Raw genomic sequence first — 12,812 nt, forward strand, 5'->3', positions numbered from 1 at the left:
CCTGCAAGAAAACGATCAAGGAGGAAAGGCATGAGCCCGAGGGACCTGTACATAGGAGGGACCCTGGCGTCGATCGCGATCTCGCTCGGACTGTTCGCCCGCGGCAGGCGCAACGAGGCGATCTTCGTCGGGCTCTGGGCCCCGACCGTCCTACAGCTCGGGGAGGCGCTGCTGGCCCGCTCCAGGGAGAGCTAGCGCCCGAACTCGCGCAGAAGCTCCGCGAGGCCGATGCGCTTCACTATCGGGCGTCCGTGCGGGCAGACATCCCCGAACTCACACGACGCCCACTCTTTCAGCAGCCGGGCCATCTGGTCCGGCTGCAGTCTCTCTCCGAACTTCGTCGATCCGCGGCAGGCGAGGGCTTTCGCCAGATCCTCGCCCCCCGCGAGCGTCTCTATCGCGGCGAGGAAAGCCTCGGCCGCATCAGCGGTCCCTTCGGGGACGCTCGTGAGCTTCACCACGTCCGTCCCGAACGTCTCGAACCGGAAGCCGAGCGCCTCCAGCTCCCCCTCGAAGCCCCAGACCTCAGCCGCAAGACCCTCCGGAAGGTGCACCGGGACGGGCTCTCGCAGCGGCGTGGGATCGCGCCTGAGGTCCCTCTGCAGACGCTCGTAGAGGATGCGCTCGTGCGCCCCGTGCTGGTCGAGGACGAGGAGCTCCTCCCCCCTCTGGGCGACGATCATGCGCCCGGCGAACTGACCCAGGAGCTGGAGATCCGCCGGCCCGTCCTCCCCCCGTCCGGCACCCCGCTCGCGGCGCTCGAGGGAGAGGGCGCCGCGGATCGCGCCGACCACCAGCGGGTACACAGAGCGCCCGCCGCGCAGCCTCACCGCGCTCTTGGCCGGATGGACGTTCACGTCCACCTCGCCGGGGCCGAGCTCGAGCCGCAGGAAGGCCGCCGGGTGGCGGCCCTTCGGCAGCAGGTCGGCGTAGGCCCGGAAGACCGCAGGAGCGAAGGAGTCCGGCTCGACGACCCGTCCGTTGACGGCGACGTGCAGGTAGCGCCGGGTCGGGAAGCTCACGTGCAGCGGGCTCACCAGGCCCCCGACCACCTCGTCGTCGAGCGGGACGAGGCTCCCCGCCAGCCCGAGACCGTAGAGCTGGGCGACCCGTTCCCGCAGGTCCGCGGCGGGCGGCAGCGCGAGCGCCCCGCGGCCGTCCGAGCGCAGGCAGAACCCCACCCCGGGCCATCCGAGCGCGAGCGAAGAGACCACCGAGACGACCGCGCTCGCCTCGGCCCGCGGGCTGCCCAGAAAACCCCGGCGCACCGGCAGGTTCAGGAAGAGGTCGCGCACCTCGACCGTCGTGCCCGGTGGGTGCGCGGCGGGGGCGGAACGATGCACCTCCCCGCAGAACGCCTCCACCCGCCAGCCCCGCCCGCCGCACCTCGAGGTGGTGAGCGAGAGCGAGGAGACCGAGGCCATCGAATGCAGCGCCTCGCCCCTGAAACCGAGGGAGGTGATGCAAGAGAGATCCTCCGGGCGTTCGATCTTGCTCGTCGCGTGCGAAAGCAGCGCCCTCTCCGCGTCCTCCGGGGACATCCCCTCCCCGTCGTCCTGGACCCGGATGAGGGAGGTCCCGCCGCGTTCTACCTCTATCGAGATCCTGCAGGCCCCGGCGTCGAGCGCGTTCTCGACGAGCTCCTTCACGGCGGAGGCCGGCCGCTCTATGACCTCCCCTGCCGCGATCCGGCGCGCCACCTCGGGAGGCAGGATGCGCACCCTCCCGCCGTAGGGAGCCGTCCCCTCGCGGAGGACCGCCTCCGGCAAGACCCTCACCCCGCGAACCCCTTTATCCCCTCGGCCTCCAGGCGCGAGAGTATCTCCCCGGCCCGCTCGACGACCGGCCGCGGGAGCCCGGCGAGCCGCGCCACGTGCACCCCGTAGGAGGAGGACTCCGAGCCCTCCTCGATCCTGTGCAGGAAGACTATCTCGCCGCCGACCTCCTCGACGGTCGCCTTGAGGTTGCGGCAGCCGGGGAGCGTGTCGGCCAGACGGGTCAGCTCGTGGTAGTGGGTGGCGAACAAAGTGAGCGACTGCACCTCGTCGTGCAGGTGCTCGGCGATCGCCCAGGCGAGGCTCATCCCGTCGTAGGTCGAGGTCCCGCGCCCGACCTCGTCCAGGATCACGAGCGAGCGCGAGGTCGCCGAGTTGAGGATCGTCGCCGCCTCGGTCATCTCGACCATGAAAGTCGACTCCCCGCTCGCGAGCCTGTCCTCCGCGCCGACGCGGGTGAAGATCCTGTCCACCACCCCCAGAGACGCCTCCCCGGCCGGCACGTACGAGCCGGACTGGGCGAGCAGGACGATGAGCGCGGTCTGCCTGAGGTAGACGGACTTCCCGGCCATGTTGGGTCCGGTTATGATCTGCAGGCGCGAGGAGCCGTCTATGCTCACGTCGTTCGGGACGAAGGGGGTGTCGGTGGCGTGCTCGACGACCGGGTGCCGTCCGGCCCTGATCTCGATCCCGCGCCCCTCGGTGATGCGCGGCCGGCAGTAGCGCAGCTCGCTGGCCGCCGCGGCGAACGAGGCCACGACGTCGACGACCGCGACCGCCCGGGCCAGCCGCTGGAGGTCCGGGGCGGCCTCTTTGACGGCGGCCCGGATCTCGCCGAGGATCCTGCGCTCCAGGCGCTCGACCTCCTCGCGGGCCCCGAGCATCCTGGACTCGTGCTCCTTGAGCTCGACGGTGACGTAGCGGGCGTTGTGCTTCAAGGCCTTGCGGTGCTCGTAGTGCGGCGGGACCTGGTTCGCCTCCCTGCCCGCAACCTCGATGAAGTACCCTTCTCCGTCGCGGTAGCCGACCTTAAGCGACTTGAGCCCGGTCTTCAGGCGCTCCTCGGCCTCGAAGCGGGTGAGCCACTCGTGCGCCCCGTCGCGGAAGGAGCGGGCCTCGTCGAGCTCCTCCGAGTAGCCGGGCTTGATGATCTCACCCTCCTCCTCGCTGATCGCGGCCTCGATCAGCCCGCGCACCCCCGGCGGCTCCTCCATCGCACCGAGCGCCCGCGCGAGCAGTTCGCTCCCCTCAGCGGCGGGGCCGAGCGCCTCCCTCAGGGGGCCGACGGCCGCGAGCGCGTCCCGGAGCGAGAGCAGATCCGAGGGCGAGGCGGAGAGCCTCACGATGCGGGTCGCGATCCGCTCGATGTCCGGGATGCGCCCGAGGATCTCCCTCACCCCCTCCCTCAGCATGTAGTCCGAGGCGAGGGCGTCGACGGCCCGCAGACGCTGCTCGATACGCCCCGCGTCGAGCAGCGGCCGCTCGAGCCACCGCCGGTGCGCCCGCCGGCCCATCGGGGTGCGGGTGCGGTCGACGGTCTCGATGAGCTCCTCGAGCCCCAGATTACGCCGGGTCGCCGCGTCGAGCACCATCCCCGAACCCGGCGAGTAGGGCCGGAAGGTGACGATCTGCTCCGGCGGGCTCCCCCCGCGCAGCGTGGAGAGGTAGTGGATGAGCGCCCCGGCCGCCCCGACGAGCGCCGCCCGTCCTTCGAGCCCGTAACCCTTGAGGCTCTGCACCCCGAAGTGCCGCCTCAGCGCCTGCTCCCCGGCCGAAGGCTCAAAAGTCCAGCGCGGCGCGGGGCTCACCGCAGCCCGCACCTTCGGGAGATCCTCCGCGGGCGTCCTCTCGGGGACGACGATCTCCCGCGGGGACCACCGCTCGAGCTCGGAGGCCACCTCCTCCGCGGGAACCTCCGTCCCGGTGAACTCACCCGTCGAGGCCTCGGCCACGGCGATCCCGGCCCTCTCCCCGCGCACGCAGACGGCGGCGAGGTAGTTCGCCTCCCCGGCGGAGAGGACGTTGTCCTCTATGACGGTTCCGGGGGTGAGGATGCGCGAGATCTCACGGGTGAACTGCCTGGGTTTGGTCGGGTGCGGCCGTTGCTCGGCGACCGCGACCGAGTATCCCTTCTTCAGGAGCAGCGCCAGATGCTCCTCGAGCGCGTGCCCCGGGACGCCGGCGAGCGGCACCCGCCCCTCACCCGCGGCCTCCCGGCTCGTGAGCCGCAGCGAGAGCTCGCGGGAGATGGTCTTAGCATCCTCCTCGAAGGTCTCGAAGAAGGTGCCTACCTGGTAGAAGAGGATCGTACCCGGCGGAAGCTGTGCCTTGAGCTCTGCGTATCTCCCCAGCATGCAACCATTCTACGGCCCGACGCCCGACACGTCAGCCCCGGAGGTCTATCATTGACGCTGGAACGCCGGCGAAACACCGGAGGTGCGAAGGATGAGGAAGGTGCTGGTCACCGGGGGGAGCGGCAAGGCGGGCCGGGCGGTCGTCCGGGAGCTCATGGAGCACGGATACGAGGTGCTCAACGCCGACGCCCTCCCCCCGAGAGAACCCGCTTCGGAGTTCATCCGAACCGACCTCACCGACCTCGGCCAGACCATCGAGGTGATGTCCGGCTGCGAGGGCGTCGTCCACCTCGCCGCCATCCCCGCCCCCGGCCTCCAGCCCGAGGGGAAGACCTTCGAGAACAACACCTTGAGCACCTACAACGTCTTCTCTGCCGCCGTCGCGCTCGGCGTGGAGCGGGTGGTGTGGGCCTCGAGCGAGACGACGCTCGGGCTGCCGTTCGAGCGGGAGAAGCCGGCCTACGCCCCGATAGACGAGGAGCACCCGCTCTACCCGGAGTCGAGCTACGCGCTCTCGAAGGTGATCTCCGAGGAGATGGCCCGTCAGATGAACCGCTGGAGCGGCATCCCCTTCGTGGGGTTGCGCTTCTCGAACGTCATGGAGCCCCCGCACGACTACGAGATCTTCCCCTCCTTCCAGGACGACCCCGAAATACGTCGCTGGAACCTCTGGGGCTACGTCGACGCAAGAGACGTGGCCCAGTCCTGCAGGCTGGGCCTGGAGGCCGACATCTCCGGGGCGGAGGCGTTCATCATCGCCGCCGCCGACACCGTGATGGAGCGCCCGAGCACCGAGCTCATGGCCGAGGTCTACCCGGACGTGCCGCTGAAGAGGGAGCCCGCGGGCAACGAGACGCTCCTCTCGATCGAGAAGGCCCGCAAGGTGCTCGGCTACGAGCCGCGCCACTCCTGGCGCGAGGAGGTGTCGAGATAGTCCCCGTCATCCTGGACATGGACCCGGGCCACGACGACGCCCTCGCGCTGATGCTCGCGCTGGGCTCCCCGGGCCTGGAGGTGCTCGCGGTCACCACGGTCGCCGGGAACGCGCCGCTCGAGAAGACCACGAACAACGCGCTGCGCCTCCTCTCCTTCCTGGGGAGGGGGGACGTTCCCGTCGGGGCCGGAGCGAAAAGACCGCTCTCGGGACGTCTGGTGACCGCGGAGTCCATCCACGGCCCGAGCGGTCTCGACGGGCCGGAGATACCCCCCGCCGGCTTCGGCCCGGACCCGCGCGGGGCGGTGGAGCTCATCGCAAAGACGCTGAGGGAGGCGACGCGGCCGGTTACCCTAATCCCCACCGGACCCCTCACCAACGTGGCCACGCTGCTGCGCGAGCACCCGGAGGCGAAGGAGAAGATCGCACGCATCTCGCTCATGGGCGGGAGCATCGGACCCGGCAACACCACCCCCGCGGCGGAGTTCAACGTCTACGTCGACCCGGAGGCGGCAAAAGAGGTCTTCGGGTCGGGGCTCCCGGTCACGATGTGCGGCCTCGACGTCACCCACCAGGCGAGGGTCACGCCGGAGCGGAGGGAGATCCTGCGCCGTACGGGGCGCGCCGGTGAGCTCGCCGCGGACCTCATGGAGTTCTACGCCTCGACCTACAGGAAGACCTACGGGCTCGACGCCCCGCCGCTGCACGACCCGGTCGCGGTCGCCGCGGTGCTCGCCCCGGAGCTCGTCGAGACCCGCCGGATGCGGGTGGACGTCGAGTGCCGGGGGGAGTTCACCCGCGGGGAGACCGTCTGCGACCTGCACGGCGTCACCGGGCGCGAACCGAACGCCGATGTCGGGGTGGAGCTGGACGAGGAGGGGTTCTTCGAGCTGCTGCGCACGGCCTTCGAGAGGCTCTAGGAGCTTACTCCAGCAGGACCGCCTCGCTCTCGATCTCGCAGTCGAGCGTCGCAGCGACCGAGCAATATTTCTCGTGCGAGAGCGTGACCGCTCTATCGAGCACCTTCTGCGTGATCCCTTCCCCGCGCACGAGGTGGCGCACGGTTATGCGGGTGTAGCGCCGGGGATGTTCCTCAGCCCGCTCCCCCCGGAGCTCGATGCGGTAGCTCTCCGGCGGCGTGCGGCGCTTGTGCAGGATCTCCACCACGTCGAACGCCGTGCAGGTTCCCAGGGAGACGAGCAGAGCCTCCATCGGACGCATGCCCAGGGAGAAATCCTCGCTGCCGTCTATCAAGAGTTTGTCACCCGAGGGGTTCACCCCGGCATAACGCTGCCCGCCCAGGTGGTGCACTGTGACCTTCATCTCAGCCATGATCATTACTCTACACCCTCCGGGACCCCGCGGCGTACAACAAGAGGCCGGCGGCGAGAGCACCGGCGGTCGCCAGCAGGTTCACGGCCGGCTGTCGGGAGAGGAGGAACAGGCAGAGCATCCCGGCGACGGCCGGAATCGCCGGCCCGAACGGCAGCCGGAACGCGCGAGGCGCCTCAGGCTCACGCAGGCGCAGTACCCCGCCCGAGATGCAAACCATCAGGTACTGGTACAGTCGAGCCGCGACGTTGATCAAGATGAGCGAGGAGAAAGAGCCGCTGACGGCGAGGACCGCCACCAGAACACCCGTCACCCAGATGGAGACCACAGGCGTCTTGAATCGGGGGTGAACGCGGCCCAGGACCTCGGGGAGCATCCCCTCCCGGGCCAGAGAGTAGAGTGTGCGCGGGGCGAGGAGCACGACCCCACTCTGGGTGCCGGAGATGGAGACGAGGGCACCCACGGTGAGCAATGCGAGCCCACCGGAGAAAGCCGCCTCCCCGGCGGAGGCGAGCGGGGAACCGGCCGAGGCGAGGTTCGGCTCTATGCGCAACGCGGCGTACTGGACGAGCATGTAGAAAGTCGTGACCGCCGCGAGCGTGCCGAGCACCGCGACGACCACCGCTCGCCGTGGATTCACCATCTCCCCCGCCGGTATCGCCGTTCCCTCGAAACCCCCGTAGGCGAAGACGATGATCAGGACCGCCCCGAGAAAGCTCCCCCGACCGCCCGGGACCAGGCTCAGGTCCGCGTTTCCGACCGCCCCGGCGAAGGTCAGGCCGGCGAAGACGAGCACCGCGAGCGGCACCAGCTTGGCGATGGTGAAGATCTGCACCACGCGGGCTCCCAGCCGCACCCCGACCGTGTTCAGCAGGCAAAGAACGAAGATGAGCGCCGGCACGATCCAGACCCCGCCGTCCTTCGCCGCCGGCCACAGCGATCCCAGATAACTCACGAAACCATCGGAGAGTGCGGCCAGCCCGACGAGATAGGTCAACCATACCGCCCATCCCACGGTGAAACCAGCGGTGCGGCCCAGCGCCGCTCGTGCGTAGAGGATCGGACCACCAGTGCGGTCGAACATCGTAGAGAGCTCAGCGAAGCACAGACCGATCAGGCCACCACGATCCCCGCCGCCAGATAGGCCCACACCGAGGCCGCTCCAGCCTGTGCGGCCGCCTGCCCGGGGAGAAGAAAGATGCCCCCTCCGACCACGGCGTTTATCCCTACGAACAACATCTCGGGTGTCCTAAGTACCCGGCGTAAATCCTCGTTCATGACAGGCGCCTCGAATCCCTCGGCTTCTACACACAACAGGCGGATAGCATACTCCACACGTCTCCACCTCCACGCTGGGGTACCATTACCTCATCGGCCCAGAGATCCAGAGGAGGCAGGGAGTCATGTCGCTCACGATGGGAACGGGTCCCTTCGGCCCCAAGCGGAGCGGAGAGTTCAACTTCGACACCTCTATCCTCAAGCCCCACACCCTCTACTTCGAGGACTGCCCCAAGCGGGTGCGTACGTTCTTCGGCGGCGAGACCGTCGCCGACAGCCGCCGGGTGAAGGTTCTGCACGAGACCGGGCTCCTGCCCGTCTACTACTTCCCCGAGGAGGACGTCAGGACCGATCTGCTGGAGAAGACCGACCACAGAACGCGCTGCCCGTTCAAGGGCGAGGCCGTCTACTTCTCGGTGCGGGCGGGGGGCAGGCTGGCCGAGAACGCGGTCTGGAGCTACCCGGAGCCGCTCGAGGACGCCCCGCCGCTCTCGGGGTACCTGGCCTTCTACCACGACCGGATGGACCGCTGGATGGAGGAGGAAGAGGAGACGATCGGACACCCGCACGACCCCTACCATCGGGTCGACGTGCTCCAGAGCTCCTTACACGTCAGGGTCTCGGTGGGCGGCGAGGTCGTCGCCGAGACGAGGAGACCGCTCGTCCTCTTCGAGACCAGCCTCCCACCGCGCTACTACATCCCACCCGAGGACGTGCGCGAGGATCTTCTGGTTCCGAGCGACACTCATACGGTCTGCCCGTACAAGGGGGTGGCGTCCTACCGCTCGCTGAAGGTCGGGGACACCCTCGTCGAGGACGCCGCCTGGCTCTACCCCGATCCTCTCCCGGAGGCGCAGAAGGCGAGGGGGTACCTGTGCTTCTACGAGGAGAAGGTCGAGCAGGAGGTAGAGGGTTAGCCTACCAGCTCTGCCAGCGGTCGGGCGTGACGTGCACGGCCGTGGAGTATTCGCGGGCGAAGCCCTCCGGGTCGTAGCCGATGCGGGAGATCGGCTCCCGGTGCTTCTCCAGATACTCCGGGACCTCCGTCGCCGGCGGGAAGCCCTCCAGTATCCCGGCCCCCCCTTCGATCCGCACCACCCCGCCTCCGTGGGCGTCGCTGTTGAGGTTGAGCGCGACGCGGGGGTTGCGGGCGATGTTGCGCAGCTTCTGCCGGTCGGGCTGCGAGTAGATCAAAAACGTCTCCCCATCCCACAGAAAACACACCGGGACCGGCTGCGGCTGCCCGTCGCGGCGCACGGTGGTCAGCCAGATCACCTCCTCCGTCCGCAGCCTCTCCTCCCCCCTTCGATCCGGTCCGCTCACTGATCCTCCCTTCCCCCAAGCTGCGGGAGCACCGAGCCCGCGAGCGCCTCGAGGCCGTCTATGTCGTCGGCTTCGAGCCACTGCAGCATCACCCCCTGCGCCCCGGCCTCCGCGAGCCGCCCGAGCTGCTCGACGAACTCCGGGGCGGTGCCCACGACCGCCCCCGCCCGCCGCAGCTCGTCCGCGCTCTGCCCTCCGAGTTTGCGCCGCACCTCCCCATCCGTGCGGCCGAAGACCGCGCGGGTCATCAGCGTGCGCCGCACCTCCTCCGGCGGACGGCCCGCCTCCTCCAGGAGCTCGTCGAGGCGGCGGTTGAGCCGGGAGAACTCCTCCAGCGTCGGGAAGGTCGCGTTCCACTCGTCGGCGTAGCGGACGGCGAGCGGCAGCGTCCTGCGGGGACCGTTGCCCCCGATGACGATCGGGGGACCGCCGGGACGGGGCGAGCGCAGCTTCAGCTCGGCGTCGTGCAGCCGGTAGAAGCGGCCCTCGAAAGAGGCCGGCCCCTCCCCCCGCAGCAGGCGGGTTACGACCTCAAGCCCCTCCTCGAAGCGGGCGAAACGCTCCGGCACGCCGAGCAGGTCGAACCCGAAGGCCTCGTGCTCGCGCTCCTGCCAGCCGGCTCCGAGCCCGAGCCTGAGTCGCCCGCCGGCCAGGTCGTCCACGGCCGCGGCCTGCCAGGCCGTGATCACGGGGTGGCGGAACGAGACCGGGGTCACGAGAGGCCCGAACTCGATGCGCCCGGTGTTGTCCGCGACCCAGGCGAGCGAGGACCACAGCTCGAGCGACTCCAGCACGGGTCCGGAGGGGTTCGTGAAGTGGTCCGAGCGGAAGATCCCGTAGAACCCGAAGTCCTCCGCCGCCCGCACCAGCCGCTTCCAGCGCTCCCAGCTGATCCCGTTCTGCCCCTCGACCATTATCGCAACGTCGAGCATCCGCCCTCCTAATCACCGTCCGAGCCTCTGGCAACCGGACATGGCACTCTGTAAACTCGTTTTGATGTCGATTCCAGATTACCAGACCGTGATGCTTCCGCTGACAGGCCTCATCTCCGATGGCAAGGAGCACTCCTTCAAAGAAGCAGTCGAAGCCCTCGCGAACCACTTCGAATCAAGCGAAGAGAAACCTCCTGCGAAATAAAGAGGATCGACTCGGACTACTTCGAGGAGATCTGACTGCCAAGACATGAGCGGAAGCCCATGTTCTTGGGCTCCCGCTCAAAGAGGGCAGGACCCTTCTTGCCGCTAACCCACTCTCGGCATGTAGCCCGGGCGGCGCTTCTCGTAAGCCTCGATGTCCTCCTCGTGCTGCAGGGTGAGCCCGACGTCGTCGAGGCCGTTTAAGAGCCGGTAGCGGACGAAGTCGTCGACCTCGAAGCTCTCCTCGAGGCCGGGCCCCTTCACGGTGCGGCTCTCGAGGTCGACGGTCACCTTCGCCTCGGGGTCTTCTCTCACCGCTTCGAGCAGGGCCTCTACCTTCTCTCTGGGGAGCTCGACGGTGAGGAGGCCGTTCTTGGTGCAGTTGTTCTTGAAGATGTCGGCGAAGGAGGGTGCGATGACGGCCCCGAAGCCGTAGTCCTTTATGGCCCAGACGGCGTGCTCGCGGCTCGAGCCGCACCCGAAGTTCTCCCCGGCGATGAGGACGACCGCTCCTTCGTGCTCGGGTTTGTTGAGGACGAAGTCTGGGTTCTCGCGCCACTCGGAGAAGAGGAACCTGCCGAAGCCGGTGCGCTCGATGCGCTTGAGGGCGTCGGAGGGTACGATCTGGTCGGTATCCACGTCGGAGTAGCCCAAAGGGAGCGCCTTGCCCTCGACCTTCTTCACCGGATCCATCATCACACTCCTTCCAGTACGCCGAGCTCGCTCGGGGAGGCGAAGCGCCCCATCACCGCCGTGGCCGCCGCGACGACCGGGCTCACCAGGTGCGTCCGGCCGCCCTTGCCCTGCCTCCCCTCGAAGTTGCGGTTGGAGGTCGAGGCGCACCGCTCGCCGGGGGAGAGCTTGTCCGGGTTCATCCCGAGGCACATCGAGCACCCGGCGGCCCGCCACTCGAAGCCGGCCTGCTTGAAGATCTCGTCGAGCCCCTCCTCCTCGGCCTGCTTCTTGACGCGCATCGAGCCGGGGACGACCATCGCCCGGATGCCTTCCTTGACCTTGTGTCCTTCGAGGACGCGGGCGGCGGCGCGCAGGTCTTCTATCCGGGCGTTGGTGCACGACCCGATGAAGACGGTGTCGACCTCGATCTCTCTCATGGGCGTACCAGGTTTCAGGCCCATGTACTTCAAGGCCCGCTCGTGGGCTTCGTTCTCGGGCTCGGGGACGACCCCGTCGAGCGGGACGGTCTGCGCGGGGGTGGTGCCCCAGGAGACGTAGGGCCGGAGCTCGGCGGCGTCGATGACGACCTCCTTGTCGAAGGTCGCCCCCTCGTCTGTCGGCAGGGTCTTCCAGTACTCGACGGCCTCCTCCCAGGCCTCACCCTTCGGCGCGTACTCGCGGCCCTCCAGGTACTCAAAGGTCTTCTCGTCCGGGGCGATCATGCCGGCGCGCGCCCCGCCCTCGATGGACATGTTGCACACGGTCATCCGGCCCTCCATCGAGAGCGAGCGGACCGCCTCGCCGCGGTACTCGATGATGTGCCCGACCCCGCCACCGGTCCCGATCCTGTTGAGGATGCCGAGCATGAGGTCCTTGGCGGTCACGTCCGCCGGAAGCTCTCCCTCGACCGTTACCGCCATCATCTTCGGCCGGCGCTGCGGCAGCGTCTGGGTGGCCAGGACGTGCTCGACCTCGCTCGTGCCGATCCCGAAGGCCAGCGCCCCGAAGGCGCCGTGGGTGGCGGTGTGCGAGTCGCCGCAGACGATGACCATCCCGGGCTGGGTGAGGCCCATCTCCGGCCCGATCATGTGCACTATCCCCTGTTTCGGGGTGCCCCAAGCCTCGAGCTCTATCCCGAAGTCCCGGCAGTTCTTCTCGAGCGCCTCCATCTGCTTGGCGGAGATCCTGTCTTTGACCGGGAGCCCCAGACCCTCGGTCGGGACGTTGTGGTCCATCGTGGCGAGCGTGAGGTCGGGCCTCCTGACCTTCCGCCCGGCGAGCCTCAGGGCCTCGAAGGCCTGAGGGCTCGTGACCTCGTGCACGAGATGAAGATCCACGTACAGCAGGTCGGGCTCCCCCTCGCCGCTCCTCACCACGTGCCGCTCCCAGACTTTCTCCGCGAGCGTCTTCGGCCTACTCATCATCTGCCTCCTTCTTCCTCGCCAGCATGTTGAGGCGAACGTAGTCGATCTCGAGCCCCTCTTCTTTGGCCATCCTCCCCGCCACGGCCTGCGCGAAGGGACGGCGCATCCCGCGGGGTAGCCGCATCAGGTGGGCGCGCAGGATGACCGCCTCCAGATACCGCGCGAGCGCCTCCTCGCCCGCAAAAGGCGTCGGCTTCTCCAGGAGCCGGGCCTCGACCTCCACGAACCCGCTCTCTTGGAGCAACGCCCGCTCCTCCTCCGGGGCCGGGTAGTGCTTGGTGTCCTCCCAGCCTTCGAAGTACCCCCGGAACGGCTCCTCCTCCATGACCCCCCGCAGCGCCCTCCCGACCCGCGAGATGTTGCCCGCCCCGCCGCACTGCGCGGCGAGCGTCCCGCCGGGCTTCAAATTGCGCGCGAGGGCGCGGAAGAGCCTGGCGTGGTCCGGGATCCAGTGAAATGTCGCCGTCGAGAAGATGACGTCCGCCTCCTCCCCGATATCCAGCTCCAGCAGATCCTGCCGCAGAACCCGCACCCTCCCCTCCCCGGCGAAGCGCCTCCCCGCGGCCTCGACCATCTCCCGC

At 68.8% G+C, this 12,812-nt stretch carries 14 protein-coding genes; 4 read left to right on the top strand and 10 right to left on the bottom strand.

Annotation, left to right across the window (positions count from 1 at the left end; translation table 11 throughout):
- The first annotated feature begins 30 nt into the window (after positions 1-30).
- A complete protein-coding gene (locus tag PJB24_RS07705) occupies positions 31-195 on the top strand; it encodes a hypothetical protein (RefSeq protein ID WP_273844470.1) in 165 nt (54 codons plus the stop codon).
- Here the strand turns inward: PJB24_RS07705 and mutL are convergent.
- Both mutL and mutS read right to left on the bottom strand, forming a co-directional pair.
- Positions 192-1,778 carry a DNA mismatch repair endonuclease MutL gene (mutL, locus tag PJB24_RS07710; RefSeq protein ID WP_273844472.1) on the bottom strand — a complete coding sequence of 529 codons (1,587 nt, stop codon included), beginning with the start codon at positions 1,776-1,778 and terminating at the stop codon, positions 192-194. The two genes, PJB24_RS07705 and mutL, sit on opposite strands and share 4 nt — an antisense overlap.
- A complete protein-coding gene (gene mutS / locus PJB24_RS07715) occupies positions 1,775-4,129 on the bottom strand; it encodes a DNA mismatch repair protein MutS (RefSeq protein ID WP_273844473.1) in 2,355 nt (784 codons plus the stop codon). The genes mutL and mutS overlap by 4 nt, the downstream gene beginning before the upstream one ends.
- A 91-nt stretch (positions 4,130-4,220) precedes the next feature.
- On the opposite strand from mutS, the gene PJB24_RS07720 reads away from it, so the two are divergent.
- Positions 4,221-5,063 carry an NAD-dependent epimerase/dehydratase family protein gene (locus PJB24_RS07720; RefSeq protein ID WP_273844476.1) on the top strand — a complete coding sequence of 281 codons (843 nt, stop codon included), beginning with the start codon at positions 4,221-4,223 and terminating at the stop codon, positions 5,061-5,063.
- A gap of 17 nt (positions 5,064-5,080) precedes the next feature.
- Positions 5,081-5,983 (top strand): nucleoside hydrolase, encoded by a 903-nt coding sequence (locus PJB24_RS07725; RefSeq protein WP_273844478.1) that lies wholly within the window; start codon positions 5,081-5,083, stop codon positions 5,981-5,983.
- A 4-nt stretch (positions 5,984-5,987) separates the two neighbouring features.
- On the opposite strand, the gene PJB24_RS07730 is transcribed toward PJB24_RS07725, so the two are convergent.
- From PJB24_RS07730 to PJB24_RS07740, 3 genes are read right to left on the bottom strand one after another with little or no spacing between them, the layout of a single operon-like run.
- Entirely contained in the window at positions 5,988-6,395 is a 408-nt protein-coding gene (locus PJB24_RS07730; RefSeq protein WP_420541908.1) for an OsmC family protein, read from the bottom strand.
- A gap of 10 nt (positions 6,396-6,405) precedes the next feature.
- Entirely contained in the window at positions 6,406-7,545 is a 1,140-nt protein-coding gene (locus tag PJB24_RS07735) for an APC family permease (RefSeq protein WP_273844483.1), read from the bottom strand.
- On the bottom strand, positions 7,509-7,673 hold the full coding sequence (locus PJB24_RS07740) for a hypothetical protein (RefSeq protein WP_273844485.1): 165 nt from the start codon (positions 7,671-7,673) through the stop codon (positions 7,509-7,511). Before PJB24_RS07740 ends, PJB24_RS07735 begins: the two co-directional genes overlap by 37 nt.
- 125 nt (positions 7,674-7,798) lie before the next feature.
- Between PJB24_RS07740 and PJB24_RS07745 the strand changes: the two genes are divergently transcribed.
- Entirely contained in the window at positions 7,799-8,590 is a 792-nt protein-coding gene (locus tag PJB24_RS07745) for a DUF427 domain-containing protein (protein ID WP_273844488.1), read from the top strand.
- Position 8,591: 1 nt separating this feature from the next.
- Here PJB24_RS07745 and PJB24_RS07750 read toward each other — a convergent pair whose 3' ends face one another.
- The 5 genes from PJB24_RS07750 to PJB24_RS07770 form a co-directional block, all read right to left on the bottom strand.
- Positions 8,592-8,996, bottom strand: coding sequence for a TIGR03667 family PPOX class F420-dependent oxidoreductase (locus PJB24_RS07750; RefSeq protein ID WP_273844490.1), 405 nt, complete (start codon positions 8,994-8,996; stop codon positions 8,592-8,594).
- Positions 8,993-9,928 carry an LLM class F420-dependent oxidoreductase gene (locus tag PJB24_RS07755; RefSeq protein WP_273844492.1) on the bottom strand — a complete coding sequence of 312 codons (936 nt, stop codon included), beginning with the start codon at positions 9,926-9,928 and terminating at the stop codon, positions 8,993-8,995. The genes PJB24_RS07750 and PJB24_RS07755 overlap by 4 nt, the downstream gene beginning before the upstream one ends.
- A 309-nt stretch (positions 9,929-10,237) precedes the next feature.
- Positions 10,238-10,825: a 3-isopropylmalate dehydratase small subunit gene (gene leuD / locus PJB24_RS07760; RefSeq protein WP_420541909.1), complete on the bottom strand. Its 588-nt coding sequence runs from the start codon at positions 10,823-10,825 to the stop codon at positions 10,238-10,240.
- A gap of 2 nt (positions 10,826-10,827) precedes the next feature.
- Positions 10,828-12,228, bottom strand: a complete 1,401-nt coding sequence (gene leuC / locus PJB24_RS07765; RefSeq protein WP_273844495.1) for a 3-isopropylmalate dehydratase large subunit — start codon at positions 12,226-12,228, stop codon at positions 10,828-10,830.
- Positions 12,221-12,812 (bottom strand): methyltransferase domain-containing protein (locus tag PJB24_RS07770; RefSeq protein ID WP_273844498.1); only part of this gene is annotated, 592 nt, incomplete at its 5' end. The genes PJB24_RS07770 and leuC, both read right to left, overlap by 8 nt.

Source organism: Rubrobacter calidifluminis (genome assembly GCF_028617075.1).
Taxonomy (GTDB): Bacteria; Actinomycetota; Rubrobacteria; order Rubrobacterales; family Rubrobacteraceae; genus Rubrobacter_E; species Rubrobacter_E calidifluminis.